Raw genomic sequence first — 13,296 nt, forward strand, 5'->3', positions numbered from 1 at the left:
CTTCATCCCTGACTCCCGCGCTGACCATGCCACGATTGCCTTACTCCTCTAAAGAGCTGTGCCCCCCAAGCGCGCCCTCACCCGACCGGTCTACCTCGGTCCGGCGGACACGCCTTAGCCTCACGTCATGTCCTTCCCCGGCCCCGCCGCACGTTCCGACGTCCCGCCGTTCCATGTCATGGACGTCCTTTCGGCCGCGCAGGCCCGGCAGCGCAGTCACGGCGACCTGGTCCCGTTGCTCGCCGGGCAGCCGTCCGCGCCCGCCCCGCGACCGGTGCTCGAAGCCGCGCAACGGGCGCTGAAGGACCACAACCTCGGCTACACCGAGCAGCTCGGCATCCCGGAGCTGCGCGAGGCCGTCGCGGAGCACTACAACCGCACGTATCCGGTCGACGTGAGCCCGCAGGACGTCATCATGACGACCGGTTCTTCCGGCGGTTTCCTGCTTTCGTTCCTCAGCGCCTTCGAGGCGGGCGACCGTGTCGCGATGGCGCGTCCCGGCTATCCGGCCTACCGCAACCTGCTGAAGGTGCTCGGCTGCGAGGTCGTCGAGTTCGCCACCGGGGCGGGCACGAACTTCCAGCCGACCGTCGCGCTGCTCGACGAATTGGGGCCGATCAAGGGACTCATCGTGGCCAGCCCGAGCAATCCGACCGGCACGGTCCTACCGCCGGGTGAACTGGCGGCGATCAGCGGCTGGTGCGCGTCACGCGGCGTGCAGCTGATCAGCGACGAGATCTACCACGGGATCTCCTACGGCGCCGGGCTCGATTGCGCCTGGCAGTACGGCAACGAGGCGCTCGTCCTCGGCTCGTTCTCCAAGTACTTCGCCATGACCGGCTGGCGGCTCGGCTGGATGCTCGCGCCGCAGCGGCTGCATCGCGCGATCGACGTCCTGACCGGCAACTTCACCATCTGCCCGCCCGCGGTCTCCCAGCACGCCGCGGTCGCCGCGTTCACGAAGGAGGCGTACGCGGAAGCCGACGGTCACGTCGAGCGCTACCGCGCCAACCGCGACGTGCTCTTCGCCGGACTCAAGGGCATCGGCATCGACAAGCTCGCGCCGGCCGAAGGCGCCTTCTACGCCTACGCCGACGTCTCGGCGTACACGAACGACAGTCTCAGCTGGTGCCAGCGGCTCCTCGCCGACACCGGTGTCGCGATCGCTCCCGGGATCGACTTCGACCCGGTCGACGGCGGCCGGTTCGTGCGGTTCTCCTTCGCGGGGTCTCGCGAGGACATCGACGAAGGGGTCCGCAGGCTGGGCGACTGGCTCACCGGTCAGGGGGAACCCGGAAATCACCCTGAGCGTTAGGCGGAATGAAGGCGCTCGCGAGCTCCGCCTGACAACCTGGACTCACCGGGCCCGCTTGGGCACGGTGAGGCAATCGGAGGATGCCATGTTCTGGAAGATCGTCGGCGGGCTGATCCTGGCTTGGGTGGCCTTCATGGTGCTCGGATCCGTGCTCGGTTTCCTCGTGAAGGCCGTCTTTTGGATCGCCGTCATCGGCGGCGCGGTCTTCCTCGGCACGGCCGCGTACGGCGCCATCAAGGGCAAGGGCACCCCGAAGCAGCTCCGCCGCTAAGGCTTACGCGCCACCCCGCCGAGCGACGTGAAGTTCACGGGCGAAAGCGGGGTGAAGCGCGGGCCGTCCGGCCACCACAGGTGCGGGTACGTCAGCCCGGGCTCCATGAGATCGAGTCCTTCGAAGAACGACTCGATCTCGTCGCGCGTGCGGTACAGCGTGTCCAGCCCCGTGCCGTTGAAGCGCTTCTCGAGCGCTGTCGCGACGTCGGCGGATTCGGAGCCGTCGGCCGGGTTGTGCTGGTGCAGCAGCGCGACGAACGAGCCCGGGGCCAGCGCGTCGACGTAGGCGCGGACGATCTTCCGCGCCTCGTCGAGGTCCTGGATGTGGTGGACGATCGCGCACAGGACCAGCCCGACGGGCCGGTCGAAGTCCAGCCGGTGGGTGCGGGCGAGTTCCTCGACGACCTCGGCCGGTTCGGTCAGGTCCGCGGCCACCATGTGCGCGAAGTCGTTCGCCGCGAGCAGCGCGCGGCCGTGCGCCTGCACCACCGGATCCCGGTCGACGTAGACGACCTGCGCCTCGGGGTTGTACCGCTGCGCGACCTGGTGCGTGTTCTCCATGCTCGGGAAGCCGGAGCCGAGGTCGAGGAACTGGTCGATACCTTCCCGGTCGGTCAGGTAGCGCACGGTCCGCACCAGCCAGTGCCGGACCTCCTTGGCCATCGCCCGCGCGTCCGGCGAGATCTCCAGGATCTGGCGCAACGCCACCCTGTCGGCCTCGTAGTTGTCCTGGCCGCCCATGAGCGCGTCGAAGACCCTCGCGATGCTCGGCCGGTCGAAATCGACGGGCACGAACGGGCGCTGGTCCGCTGACATGGGCACCTACCGGGGTAACTCGGTTTGGGACGCGTTCAAGCGTAGGTCATCCGCTTCACCGCGCGTAAGCGGATGAGCGGTGAGGGTGAATTATTCCTCCGAAGAGCCGAAGCCGGATTTCGCCGTTGTCACGCCGACCCAGCGTTCGGCCCGCATTCCCACCGCCCGCGCACCGTCCACATTGGACTGACGATCGTCGAAGAACAGGCAGTCGCCCGGTTCGGCGCCGAGTTCGGCGAGCAGGATCCGATAGATCTTCGCGTCCGGTTTCATGCAGCCGAGGTCACCGGAGAAGAGCTTCACGCGGAACATCTTCGCCCACTCCTGCTCGCGCACCCAGCGGCCGAAGGTGGACGACGCGTTCGACAGCAGCGCGAGTGCCGCACCGGCCTCGTGCAGCCCTTCCAGCAGTTCGAGGACGTCCGGTTCGAGGTGTGTCCAGCCCTCGACGTCGATGCGGGTCAGTTCGTCGGCGAACGCCTTGTCGACAGGGACGTTCAGCGCGCGGCCGACGTTCTGCCAGTACTCGAGGTCCGAGCCGCCGGAGTCGTACCGGACCCGCTCGGCCCAGTAGTGCGGTTCGAAGTCGGCGACGTCGAGGTCGAAGGCCTTGGCCAGGCTCGGCAGCGCGTCGGTGTGCTCGCTGATGACGTCGCCGTAGTCGAAGACGAGCCAGTTCATGTTCAGCCCCCGGTCTTGATGCGTTGAAGGGTTTCTTCGATGTCCGCCGCCGAAAGGTCCCGGTGCGCCACGAAGCGGATCCGGCCCGAGCTCGGCAGCGTCAGGATCCCGAGCCCGGCCAGCCACGCCAGCCGTCCTTCGAGGTCCGGTGCGGTGACCTGCACGATGTTGGTCTCGGGAGCGTTGACCTCCCAGCCGAGCTCGGCGAACCCGGCCGCGAGCCTGGTCGCGTTCTCGTGTGTCTCGGCGAGGTCGCCGATGCGGTCCAGCGCGACCATGCAGGCCGCGGCCAGCACGCCGCCCTGGCGGACGCCGCCGCCGAGCATCTGGCGCATCCGCCGTGCCTTCTCGACGAACTCCTCGCTGCCGGCCACCACCGAGCCGACGGGCGCGCCGAGCCCCTTGGAGAAGCAGGCGGACACGGTGTCGACGCCGACCGTGAGCGCCGCGGGCGGGACCTCCAGCGCGACCGACGCGTGCCAGATGCGGGCGCCGTCGAGGTGCACGGTCAGCCCGGCTTCCTTCGCGATCGCGACCAGCTGGGCGTGCTCGTCGGGCGGGGTGACCGCGCCGCCCGCCGTGTTGTGTGTGTTCTCCAGGCACAACAGCGGGGTGCGCAGCGCGTAGTACGGCCCGCGCGGGACGCCGATCGCGGCCGAAAGCGTCTCCGGCGTCGGACGCCCCGGCCCGGCGTCGTGCTCCAGCGGCTCCGGCATGCCGCCCGCGAGCCAGGCGGCGGAACCGAGCTCGTCGGTGATGACGTGCGAGCCGCGTGGCGCGAGGAACCGGTCGCCGCGCTGGAGATGGATGCTCAGCGCGATCAGGTTCGCCATGGTCCCGGACGGGGTCCAGAGCGCGGCGGGCATGCCGAGGAGTTTCGCGGCGCGACGTTCCAGCGCGGCGACGGTCGGATCGCCGTCGAGGACGTTGTCGCCGACCTCGGCCTTCGCCATGGCCTGGCGCATGACGTCGTCCGGCCGGGTCACGGTGTCGGAGCGGAAATCGATCAGCGGAAGAGAGCGCGAGGTCACGGTACGATCACATCACATCGACGGGCCCGCGGTGAATCTCCTCCCCGGCTGGTCCGCCGCGCCCGCTCATGCAACCGTGGACGCCCCCGGTTCCGTCCTACCCACCGACGAGGCAAGAGCGGAGACAAAAACCGCGTGAACCAGCGCGACGAACAAGAGTTCGCGGAGTACTTCGCCGCGAAGCGGGACTCCGTGCGCAGGACCGCGTACATGCTCTGCGGTGACTGGCATCGTGCGGACGACCTCGCGCAGACGGCGTTCGTCGCGCTGCACCGGAGGTGGAAGAAGATCAGAGAACGGGCGGCGACCGACGCCTACGTGCGGAAGACGCTGGTCAGGGCGGCCATCGACGAGTCGAGGCGGCCGTGGCGGCGGGAGTGGCAGACCGAAGAGCTGCCCGAACCGCCGCAGGACGGCTTCGACCTCGGCGAACAGGTCGTCACCAGGGAAGACCTGCTGGCCGCGTTGCGCGAAGTGCCCCCGAAGCAGCGGGCCGTGCTGGTGCTCAGGTTCTTCGAGGGGCTGGACGTCGGTGCGGCGGCGAAGGCGCTGGGCTGCAGCGAAGGGAACATCAAGAGCCAGACCGCGCGCGGGCTGGCGAACCTCAGGCAGGTCATGGAGAAGGAGGAGGTGGCACGGGATGGACGAGAATGACCTGAAGGCGTTGTTCCGTGACGCCCCCGGCGACGCGCCGTCGCCGACCTTCGACACCGCCGACGTGGTCCGCGCCTCGAAACGCGCCACTGCCCGACGCCGAAACGGTATCGCGGTGGCCTGTAGTGCGGTGGTTTTGGTACTGGCCGGAGTGGGCATGTTCGGCGTGCTCGGCGGAGCCGACTTCGAGATGGGGACCGCGGCCAAATCCGACCAGGAAGCGGCGTCCGCGGGGCAACCCGGGGCGGCGTCCGCACGTCCTCAGGACGGGGAGTCCTCGAACTTCTCGAACCCGCCGCCTCAGCAGGGGGGCGGCGGATCAGAGAAGACCGGCCCATTGGTGGCCGAAGGCACCTACGGGTGCGACCAGGTGGACCGGGAGCTCGCCACCGCCCTCGCTGGCGAGCTCCCGGTCCCCGTGGATGTCGCCAAGTCGACGCCCGGCGACATCTGTACGACGGGAGCCAGGTCGGCGGGGTTCCAAGTGCCGGGCGGCACGGTCTCCGCGGCGGTGTACCCGGCGGGTTCGTCCGTCCCGGGGATGCCAACCGGAGCGGCCGAAGCGCGGCGGACCACCCCCAAGGGGTCGCTCGTGGTCGTGGTGAGCCTCGGTGACGGCTCCGGCAGGCCCGCGCTTCCCGAGTCCGACGTCGACAGGCTGGTCGGCGTGCTCGCCGCCCGCTACTAACCGAGCTGGCAAAATAGCCCGCCATGACCGCCGCAGCGACCACACCGAAGGGTGAGCGACGCCGTGCCGAGCTGATCGAGGCCGCCTCGTCGCTCCTGGCCGAGGGCGGTTTCGACGCCGTGCGGCACCGTGCGGTCGCCGAACGAGCCGGTCTGCCGCTCGCTTCGACGACGTACTACTTCGACTCACTGGAAGAACTCGTCACCGCCGCGGTGGAGCACCACGCGAAAGTGGAACTGGAGGACGGGCGGCAGCGTCTCGACGAGCTGGCGACCCGCAACCGCGGTGTCGAGGCCACCGTCGACCTGGTGCTGGACATGCTCCTCGGGCCGCTCCGCCCGGATCGCGAGGCTGACGCCGAAGCGGTCCTCCTGCGCTACGAACGCCTCGTCGGGACAGGGCGGCGTCCGTACCTCCGCCCTCTGATGCGGACGCTGTCCGCGCAGCTGTACGAACTGCTTCACGAGATCTTCGCGCGCTCCGGCACTCCTGTGGACGCCACCGAACTGGAGCGGCTGGTCGCCCTGGTCGACGGTGCCGTGGTCAACGCGCTGATCGAGGTCGACCCGGAGCCGAGGGCCGCCGCCGCGCGCATGCTCCAGGCGGCGCTCGCCTAGCGCCGGTTAGTCTGGCCGCGTGACGGACAAGCCCCGCATCCCCAACGTGCTCGCCGGCCGCTACGCCTCGCCTGAGCTGGTCGAACTGTGGTCCCCGGAACGCAAGGTCGTGCTGGAGCGCGAGCTCTGGCTCGCCGTGCTCCGCACGCAGGCCGACCTCGGCGTCGAGGTGCCGGACGGCGTCGTCGCCGACTACGAACGCGTCCTGGAGCAGGTCGACCTCGACTCGATCGCCGCGCGCGAGCGGGTCACCCGGCACGACGTGAAGGCCCGCATCGAGGAGTTCAACGCGCTCGCCGGGCACGAGCACGTCCACAAGGGCATGACGTCGCGGGACCTCACCGAGAACGTCGAGCAGCTGCAGGTGCTGCGTTCGCTGGAGCTGGTGCGCGGCCGCGTCGGCGCGGTGCTGGCCCGGCTCACCGCGATCGCGGTCGAGCACGCCGACACGGTGATGGCAGGCCGTTCGCACAACGTCGCCGCGCAGGCGACGACACTGGGCAAGCGGTTCGCCACCGCCGCCGACGAACTGCTGGTCGCCTTCGACCGGCTCGAAAACCTCATCGGCCGCTACCCGCTGCGCGGGATCAAGGGCCCGGTCGGCACCGCGCAGGACATGCTCGACCTGCTCGGCGACGAGTCCACTTTGGACGAACTGGAGTCCCGCGTCGCGGCCCACCTCGGCTTCGAGAACGTGTTCACCAGCGTCGGCCAGGTGTACCCGCGTTCGCTCGACTTCGACGTGCTGTCCACCGTCGTCCAGCTCGCGGCCGCCCCGTCGAGCCTCGCGAAGACGATCCGCCTGATGGCAGGCCACGAGCTGGTCACCGAGGGTTTCAAGCCGGGCCAGGTCGGCTCGTCGGCCATGCCGCACAAGATGAACACGCGTTCCTGCGAGCGGGTCAACGGGCTCGCCGTGGTGCTGCGCGGCTACCTGTCGATGATCGGCGAGCTCGCCGGCGACCAGTGGAACGAAGGCGACGTGTCCGACTCCGTCGTCCGCCGGGTCGCGCTGCCCGACGCGTTCTTCGCGCTCGACGGCCTGCTGGAGACCTTCCTCACGGTGCTGGCCGAGTTCGGCGCCTTCCCGGCGGTCATCGGACGTGAGCTCGATCGCTATCTGCCGTTCCTCGCGACCACCAAGGTGCTCATGGCCTCGGTCCGCGCGGGCGTCGGGCGTGAAACCGCTCACGAGGCGATCAAGGAGAACGCCGTCGGCGTCGCGCTCGCGATGCGGGAGCAGGGGCTCGCCGAGAACGACCTCCTCGACCGGCTCGCGGCCGACGAGCGGATCCCGCTCGACCGCGGTGAGCTGGACAAACTCCTCGCCGACCGCATCTCGTTCACCGGTGTGGCGCCGCGTCAGGTGGCCGCGATCGCGTCGCGCGTCGAGGGCATTCTGGAGCGTTTCCCGGAGGCTGTGAACTACTCGCCGGCCCCGATCCTCTGACCTGTGAGCAGCCCCACCACGGGGCGTTCACAGAGTGAGACGAAGTTACTCGATCGGGCGAAATGCCTAATCTCGATCGCTGAACCCGGAGCGCCAGGCCGCCCATGAGGCGGCCTGGCGTGTTTGTATCGCGCCTTGCGCGCCGAACCCACGGAAGAAGCGATGAGATCCACGCTGTCGAAAATCGTCGCCCTCGTCACCGCCGGAGCGGCCACCCTCGCCCTCGCCGCCTGTGGCTCCGGTGACGCGAGCACGACCGGCCAGAAGCTGCGGGTCGGCACCCTGACCGACGCGCCGCCGTCCATCTACCTGGAGAACGGCACTTTCACCGGCTACGACAACGAACTGCTGCGCGACATCGCGAAGCGCGAGGGCTTCGAGGTCGAGTTCGTCGGCACCGAGTTCGCCGGTCTGCTCGCCGCCGTCGCCACCAACAAGTTCGACATCGGCAGCTCCACGATCTCCACCACCGAGGCCCGCAAGAAGACCGTCGCGTTCAGCAACGGCTACAGCACCGGGTTCACCTCGATCATCACCAAGAAGGGCGCGGGGCTCAAGGACGTCGGCGCCTTCACCGGCAAGCGGCTCGGCGTCGTGCAGGCGTCGGTGCAGGACGATTTCGCGAGCGGCAAGGTGCCCGGCGCCAACGTCGTCCGTTTCCCGGACTACAACGCCGGTTTCGCGCAGCTGAAGGGCGGCAGCCTCGACGGCTGGGTCGTGCCGAAGGACATCGGGCAGAAGTACATCGACCAGAACCCGGACCTGCAGCTGGAGTTCGGCTACACCGTCGAGACCAAGGACACGCCGTCCGCGTTCGCCGTCCGCAAGGACAACAAGGAACTGCTGAAGAAGCTCAACGACGGCCTCGCGAAGGCCGTGGCGGACGGCACCGTCGCCCGCCTGCACGCTCGGTTCTTCAAGACCGAGCCGCTGCCCAAGGAACTCGAACAGGGCGGCCCCGGCCTGCCCGTGCAGAACCCGGGGGTCTGACCATCATGAAGAAAACCTTCCTCGCCACGCTGGCCGCGGGCCTCGTCGCCGTGCTCGCCGCGTGCGGAGGTGGCGAATCCGCCACCGAGAAGACCCTGCGCGTCGGGACGCTGAGCGACGCGCCGCCGAACATCTACGTCGAGAACGGCAACTACACCGGCTTCGACAACGAACTGCTGAAGGCCATCGCCGCCAAGCAGAACCTGAAGCTCGAGTTCGCCTCGACCGACTTCTCCTCGCTGCTGGGCCAGGTCGCGAACAACCAGTTCGACATCGGCAGCTCGGCCATCGCGCAGACCGACGAGCGCAAGAAGAACGTCGACTTCTCCAGCCCGTACAACTTCGAGGTCATGAGCATCCAGACCAAGGACGGCTCGCCGATCACCGAGGAAAAGGCCCTGGCGGGCAAGCGGGTCGCGGTCATCCAGGCGACCGTCGGCGACAAGTGGCTCACCTCGACGGTGCCCGACGCGCAGGCCGTGCGCTTCCCGGGGTACGCCCCGGCGCTGGCCGCGCTCAAGAGCGGCGCCGTCGACGCCTACATCCTCGACCAGGCGATCGCCGAGACGAACGTCAAGGAGAGCACCGACGCGAAGCTCAAGGTCGTCAAGTCCTTCACCACCGACGTGCCCCACGGCTTCGCGGTGAAGAAGGGCAACAGCGAGCTGCTCACCAAGATCAACGAGGGCCTCAAGCAGGTCATCGCCGACGGCACCTGGGTCAAGCTGCACGAGAAGTTCCTGCCGACGGCCCCGGTCCCGGACCAGTTCAAGGCGTGAGGATCACGATGAAAAGGAAGTCACTCGCCGCCGTTGTTGGTGTTCTTACTGCAGCCTCTCTCGTGACCGTGCTGGCTGCGTGCGGCGGCGGTGAAGACGCCGGCGCGAAAACCTTGCGCGTCGGCACCCTCAGCGACTCGAAACCCAACGCCTATCAGGAAAACGGCGTGTTCACCGGGTTCGACAACGAGCTGCTGAAGGCCATCGCCGCGCACCAGAACCTGAAACTCGAGTTCGTCTCCACGGAGTTCTCGGCGCTGCTCGGCCAGGTCGCCACCGGGAAGTTCGACATCGGCAGCTCGGGCATCTCGCAGACCGACGAACGCCGCAAGACCGTCGACTTCTCGGCGCCGTACAACTACCAGTCGCTCGGCATCGAGACCCGCGAGGGCGTCGCCATCACCGACGAGAATTCGTTGGCGGGTAAGCGGATCGGTGTCGTCCAGGGCACGGTGTCGGACAGCTGGCTGACCGCCAACGCGCCCACCGCGCAGGCGGTGAAGTTCCCGCAGGACGCCGCCGCCCTCGCCGCGCTGAAGTCGGGCGCGATCGACGGCGCGATCTTCGACCAGGCGACCGCCGAGGACTACGCGGCGAAGAACCCGGACGCGAAACTCAAGGTGGTCAAGGCGATCACCACGACGATCCCGCACGGCTTCGCGGTCAAGAAGGGCAACACCGAATTGGCGGGCAAGATCAACGCCGGGCTCAAGGCGGTCATCGCCGACGGGACCTGGGAAAGGGTGCACCAGCGGTTCGAGCCGAACGCGCCGGTGCCCGCGGAGTTCAAGGCCGGGCAGAAGTAAGTGGACGATTTCCTCAACACCTTCCTGAACTGGGAGTACATCTGGGAGGTCTTCCCCGACCTCCTCGGGACAGGCCTGCTGAACACGCTGATCCTGTCGGTGTTCTCGGCGCTGATCGGCACCGTGCTCGGCATGCTGCTGGCCACGATGGGCCTGTCCAGCAAGGCGTGGCTGCGCTGGCCCGCCCGGGTGTACACCGACATCTTCCGCGGTCTGCCCGCGATCCTGACCATCCTGGTGATCGGGCAGGGCGGCGGGATCCTCATCCCGTCGCTGTCGCGGAATCCGTACCCGCTGGGCATTCTGGCGCTGAGCCTGATCGCGGCCGCCTACATCGGCGAGATCTTCCGCGCCGGTATCCAGAGTGTCGAAAAAGGACAGATGGAGGCCAGCCGCGCGCTGGGCATGAGCTACACCAAGGCGATGACGCTCGTCGTCATCCCGCAGGGCGTGCGGCGCGTGCTGCCAGCGCTGGTGAACCAGTTCATCGCGCTGGTCAAGGACTCCAGCCTGGTGTACTTCCTCGGTTTCCTCGCCGAGCAGCGTGACCTGTTCCGCATCGGGCAGGACCTCGCGGCGAACACCGGCAACCTGTCGCCGCTGGTCGCCGCCGGTGCCGTCTACCTGGTGATCACCGTGCCGCTGACGCATCTGGTCAACTACATCGACAAGAAGCTGCGCACCGGGCGGAAGGTCCGCGTCGACGACGAGGGCGGCGAAACGGAACTCCTGAACGCCGGAAAGGTGCCGATGTCATGACGACCGCCGTACGTTCATCGAGCGTCGAACTCCGCGACATCCACGTCTCCTTCGGCACCCTCGAAGTGCTGAAGGGCGTGAACCTCAAGGTCGAGAAGGGCCGCACGACCTGCATCATCGGGCCGTCGGGCTCCGGCAAGTCGACGCTGCTGCGCTGCGTGAACCGCCTCCAGGAACCCGATTCGGGCGACCTGCTGCTGGGCGGCGAGAGCGTCATCTCGTCCGATCCGGACGCGTTGCGTCAGCGGGTCGGGATGGTGTTCCAGCATTTCAACCTGTTCGGGCATCGCAGCGTGCTGGACAACATCACCCTGCCGCTACGCAGTGTGCGCAAACTCGGCAAGGAGGAGGCGGCGGAGATCGCGCACGCCCGCCTCGCCGAGGTCGGCCTCGCGGACAAGGCGCCGTACCGGCCGAGCGCGCTCTCCGGCGGGCAGCAGCAGCGGGTCGCGATCGCGCGGGCGCTCGCCATGGAGCCCGAGGTCATGCTGTTCGACGAGGCGACCAGCGCGCTGGACCCGGAGCTGGTCAAGGGTGTCCTCACGCTGATGGCGGGGCTGGCCGAGCGCGGGCTGACACTGCTCGTGGTCACCCACGAGATGGGTTTCGCGCGCAGTGTCGCCGACGAGGTCGCGTTCATGGACGCCGGGAAGATCGTCGAACAGGGCGCCCCGGAGGCGATCTTCGACGCTCCGCGGAGCGAGCGCTTGCAGCGGTTCCTGTCCCAGGTGTTGTAGGGAGCCGGGGAGCAAGGGCTGCGGTGGCGTGGTGGGGCGCGTCTCGTGAGTGGTAAGGACGGTTCTAACCGTCCTTGCCACTCACGAGGCCCGACTCGTTAACCTGCGGCTATGGCGAGAGTGGCGAAGCTGGTCTATTACCCGGTCAAAGGCTGCGCGGGGACGCCGGTCGAAACGGCCGACGTCACCCCCGCGGGGCTGAGGTTCGACCGGGCTTGGATGGTCGTCTCCCCGGAGGGCGAGTTCCGCAGCCAGCGCAAGCATCCGGTGATGGCCTCGATCCGGGCCGAGGTGCTGGACGACGGCGCCCGCCTGCGGCTCGCCGCTCCCGGCGTCGAGGAGCTGCTGGTCGAGACGGTCACGGACGGGCCGAGGCAGCCCGCCGCGACGTTCACCTGGCAGGGCAAGGGCGTCCACCAGGGTGAGGAGGCCGCCGAGTGGTTCTCCGACGTCCTCGGCCTGCCGTCGGTGTTCGTCGGGCTCGCGCCGGAGCACGAACGCGTCACCAACGGCGAGATCGCCGGCACCGCGGCCTTCGCCGACGCGCACGCGATCCTGTTGACCTCCGAGTCCTCTTTGGACGGTCTGAACGAACGCATCGCGTCGCGCGGTGCCGAAGCCGTGCCGATGGACCGCTTCCGGCCCAACATCGTCGTCGCGGGCTGGCCCGAGCCGCATCGCGAGGACGACGTCCGCGCGCTCACCGCCGGTGGCGTGGAGCTGGGGTACGCCAAGGTCTGCATCCGCTGCACGGTGCCGATGGTCGACCAGGAGACCGGGAAGAAGGCCGGTCCCGAGCCGATCCGGTCGCTCGCCGACTATCGCCGCGAGCCCGAGGGCGGCGTCTCGTTCGGGATCAAGATGGCGGTGACCGGGCCTGGTCAGCTGTCCGTCGGCGACGAGGTGATCGTGCACTCCTGGGCGGGCCCCAGCCCGAGCACCGCCGCGGCCGAGCCGCCGTTCACGGCGACCGCGAGCCGTCCCGCGGAATCGGTGTAGAGCACGTTCCGGCCCGGCGGCACCGTGCCGAAGGTGTCGCCGACCAGCGCTTTCACCAGGACGTGTTCGCTGCTGACCGAGACCGTGCCCGCCAGCCCGGCCAGTTCGAGGTCGGCGGGGCTCGCGGCCAGCTGGACGTTGCCGAAGTGGTCGACCGTGAGCACTTCGGCCACCAGCTTCCCGGGGAACACCGCGACGAACGGGTCCGGCAGCCGCACGAGGTCGTCGACGCGCGGCCCGAACTCCTCGGGCGCGACGCCGAGCGCGAGATGCGCCGCCGCGGGGGCGAACACGTCACGCCCGTGGAACGTCGACGACGTCACCGGAAGGCGGTATTCCGGCGCCGCGAGTTCGTACGCGGCTATCACCCCGCTGAGTGTTTCGGCGGCGGGAATGAGGAGCCCGTTGTCCGGGCCGACGAGCATTCCGCGGCCGGTGACCACCACGACACCGCGCCGAGCGGTGCCGACACCGGGGTCCACGACGGCGAGATGGACGGACTCCGGCAGATACGGCGCGGTCTGGGCGAGCACCTCGGCGCCGGTCCTGACCTGCTGCGGAGGGATCTCGTGGCTCACGTCGATCACCCGTACGGACGGCGCGATCCGCGCGATCACGCCGTGGCACGCGGCCACGAAACCGTCGCTCAGCCCGTAGTCGGTCGTGAACGAAACGCAGTGGATCGGCATGATCAGCCATCA

The 13,296-nt window shown here is 68.8% G+C and carries 16 protein-coding genes; 12 read left to right on the plus strand and 4 right to left on the minus strand.

Features of this window, described 5'->3' with window-relative positions:
- The first annotated feature begins 127 nt into the window (after positions 1-127).
- A complete protein-coding gene (locus MJQ72_RS43390) occupies positions 128-1,315 on the plus strand; it encodes a pyridoxal phosphate-dependent aminotransferase (protein WP_240596656.1) in 1,188 nt (395 codons plus the stop codon).
- Positions 1,316-1,400: 85 nt separating this feature from the next.
- Positions 1,401-1,586 carry a hypothetical protein gene (locus MJQ72_RS43395; RefSeq protein ID WP_007032516.1) on the plus strand — a complete coding sequence of 62 codons (186 nt, stop codon included), beginning with the start codon at positions 1,401-1,403 and terminating at the stop codon, positions 1,584-1,586.
- Here the strand turns inward: MJQ72_RS43395 and MJQ72_RS43400 are convergent.
- The 3 genes from MJQ72_RS43400 to MJQ72_RS43410 form a co-directional block, all read right to left on the minus strand.
- Entirely contained in the window at positions 1,583-2,404 is an 822-nt protein-coding gene (locus MJQ72_RS43400) for an SAM-dependent methyltransferase (RefSeq protein WP_240596658.1), read from the minus strand. The genes MJQ72_RS43395 and MJQ72_RS43400 overlap by 4 nt on opposite strands.
- 90 nt (positions 2,405-2,494) lie before the next feature.
- On the minus strand, positions 2,495-3,085 hold the full coding sequence (locus tag MJQ72_RS43405) for an HAD family phosphatase (RefSeq protein ID WP_240596660.1): 591 nt from the start codon (positions 3,083-3,085) through the stop codon (positions 2,495-2,497).
- A gap of 2 nt (positions 3,086-3,087) precedes the next feature.
- The gene (locus tag MJQ72_RS43410; protein ID WP_240596662.1) at positions 3,088-4,116 is read right to left on the minus strand and encodes a low specificity L-threonine aldolase; all 1,029 of its coding nucleotides are present in this window, start codon (positions 4,114-4,116) and stop codon (positions 3,088-3,090) included.
- Positions 4,117-4,251: 135 nt separating this feature from the next.
- Here MJQ72_RS43410 and MJQ72_RS43415 point away from each other — a divergent pair, with 135 nt between their 5' ends.
- The 10 genes from MJQ72_RS43415 (at position 4,252) to MJQ72_RS43460 (ending at position 12,595) form a co-directional block, all read left to right on the plus strand.
- Positions 4,252-4,770 (plus strand): SigE family RNA polymerase sigma factor, encoded by a 519-nt coding sequence (locus MJQ72_RS43415; protein WP_038521447.1) that lies wholly within the window; start codon positions 4,252-4,254, stop codon positions 4,768-4,770.
- A complete protein-coding gene (locus tag MJQ72_RS43420) occupies positions 4,757-5,458 on the plus strand; it encodes a hypothetical protein (protein WP_240596664.1) in 702 nt (233 codons plus the stop codon). Before MJQ72_RS43415 ends, MJQ72_RS43420 begins: the two co-directional genes overlap by 14 nt.
- Positions 5,459-5,481: 23 nt before the next feature.
- The gene (locus MJQ72_RS43425) at positions 5,482-6,075 is read left to right on the plus strand and encodes a TetR/AcrR family transcriptional regulator (protein ID WP_037334651.1); all 594 of its coding nucleotides are present in this window, start codon (positions 5,482-5,484) and stop codon (positions 6,073-6,075) included.
- Positions 6,076-6,094: 19 nt separating this feature from the next.
- The gene (gene purB, locus MJQ72_RS43430; RefSeq protein ID WP_240596666.1) at positions 6,095-7,525 is read left to right on the plus strand and encodes an adenylosuccinate lyase; all 1,431 of its coding nucleotides are present in this window, start codon (positions 6,095-6,097) and stop codon (positions 7,523-7,525) included.
- 162 nt (positions 7,526-7,687) lie between these two features.
- On the plus strand, positions 7,688-8,515 hold the full coding sequence (locus MJQ72_RS43435) for an ABC transporter substrate-binding protein (RefSeq protein ID WP_240596668.1): 828 nt from the start codon (positions 7,688-7,690) through the stop codon (positions 8,513-8,515).
- Positions 8,516-8,520: 5 nt separating this feature from the next.
- Positions 8,521-9,294, plus strand: coding sequence for an ABC transporter substrate-binding protein (locus MJQ72_RS43440; protein WP_240596670.1), 774 nt, complete (start codon positions 8,521-8,523; stop codon positions 9,292-9,294).
- An 8-nt stretch (positions 9,295-9,302) separates the two neighbouring features.
- Positions 9,303-10,100 (plus strand): ABC transporter substrate-binding protein, encoded by a 798-nt coding sequence (locus tag MJQ72_RS43445; RefSeq protein ID WP_240601584.1) that lies wholly within the window; start codon positions 9,303-9,305, stop codon positions 10,098-10,100.
- On the plus strand, positions 10,101-10,859 hold the full coding sequence (locus MJQ72_RS43450; RefSeq protein WP_240596671.1) for an amino acid ABC transporter permease: 759 nt from the start codon (positions 10,101-10,103) through the stop codon (positions 10,857-10,859).
- Positions 10,856-11,596, plus strand: coding sequence for an amino acid ABC transporter ATP-binding protein (locus tag MJQ72_RS43455; protein ID WP_240596673.1), 741 nt, complete (start codon positions 10,856-10,858; stop codon positions 11,594-11,596). Before MJQ72_RS43450 ends, MJQ72_RS43455 begins: the two co-directional genes overlap by 4 nt.
- 111 nt (positions 11,597-11,707) lie before the next feature.
- Entirely contained in the window at positions 11,708-12,595 is an 888-nt protein-coding gene (locus MJQ72_RS43460; protein ID WP_240596675.1) for an MOSC domain-containing protein, read from the plus strand.
- Here MJQ72_RS43460 and MJQ72_RS43465 read toward each other — a convergent pair.
- Positions 12,478-13,284: an S-adenosyl-l-methionine hydroxide adenosyltransferase family protein gene (locus MJQ72_RS43465; protein ID WP_240596677.1), complete on the minus strand. Its 807-nt coding sequence runs from the start codon at positions 13,282-13,284 to the stop codon at positions 12,478-12,480. The two genes, MJQ72_RS43460 and MJQ72_RS43465, sit on opposite strands and share 118 nt — an antisense overlap.
- Positions 13,285-13,296 lie beyond the last annotated feature (12 nt).

The sequence above is a fragment of the Amycolatopsis sp. EV170708-02-1 genome, from assembly GCF_022479115.1.
Classification (GTDB): Bacteria; Actinomycetota; Actinomycetes; order Mycobacteriales; family Pseudonocardiaceae; genus Amycolatopsis.

What these genes read in the sequence shown, in the direction of transcription:
- MJQ72_RS43390 (WP_240596656.1), top strand. Translation starts at nt 128, where the DNA reads ATGTCCTTCCCCGGCCCCGCCGCACGTTCCGACGTCCCGCCGTTCCAT.
- MJQ72_RS43395 (WP_007032516.1), top strand. Translation starts at nt 1,401, where the DNA reads ATGTTCTGGAAGATCGTCGGCGGGCTGATCCTGGCTTGGGTGGCCTTC.
- MJQ72_RS43400 (WP_240596658.1), bottom strand. Translation starts at nt 2,404, where the DNA reads ATGTCAGCGGACCAGCGCCCGTTCGTGCCCGTCGATTTCGACCGGCCG.
- MJQ72_RS43405 (WP_240596660.1), bottom strand. Translation starts at nt 3,085, where the DNA reads ATGAACTGGCTCGTCTTCGACTACGGCGACGTCATCAGCGAGCACACC.
- MJQ72_RS43420 (WP_240596664.1), top strand. Translation starts at nt 4,757, where the DNA reads ATGGACGAGAATGACCTGAAGGCGTTGTTCCGTGACGCCCCCGGCGAC.
- MJQ72_RS43425 (WP_037334651.1), top strand. Translation starts at nt 5,482, where the DNA reads ATGACCGCCGCAGCGACCACACCGAAGGGTGAGCGACGCCGTGCCGAG.
- MJQ72_RS43435 (WP_240596668.1), top strand. Translation starts at nt 7,688, where the DNA reads ATGAGATCCACGCTGTCGAAAATCGTCGCCCTCGTCACCGCCGGAGCG.
- MJQ72_RS43440 (WP_240596670.1), top strand. Translation starts at nt 8,521, where the DNA reads ATGAAGAAAACCTTCCTCGCCACGCTGGCCGCGGGCCTCGTCGCCGTG.
- MJQ72_RS43445 (WP_240601584.1), top strand. Translation starts at nt 9,303, where the DNA reads ATGAAAAGGAAGTCACTCGCCGCCGTTGTTGGTGTTCTTACTGCAGCC.
- MJQ72_RS43455 (WP_240596673.1), top strand. Translation starts at nt 10,856, where the DNA reads ATGACGACCGCCGTACGTTCATCGAGCGTCGAACTCCGCGACATCCAC.
- MJQ72_RS43460 (WP_240596675.1), top strand. Translation starts at nt 11,708, where the DNA reads ATGGCGAGAGTGGCGAAGCTGGTCTATTACCCGGTCAAAGGCTGCGCG.
- MJQ72_RS43465 (WP_240596677.1), bottom strand. Translation starts at nt 13,284, where the DNA reads ATGCCGATCCACTGCGTTTCGTTCACGACCGACTACGGGCTGAGCGAC.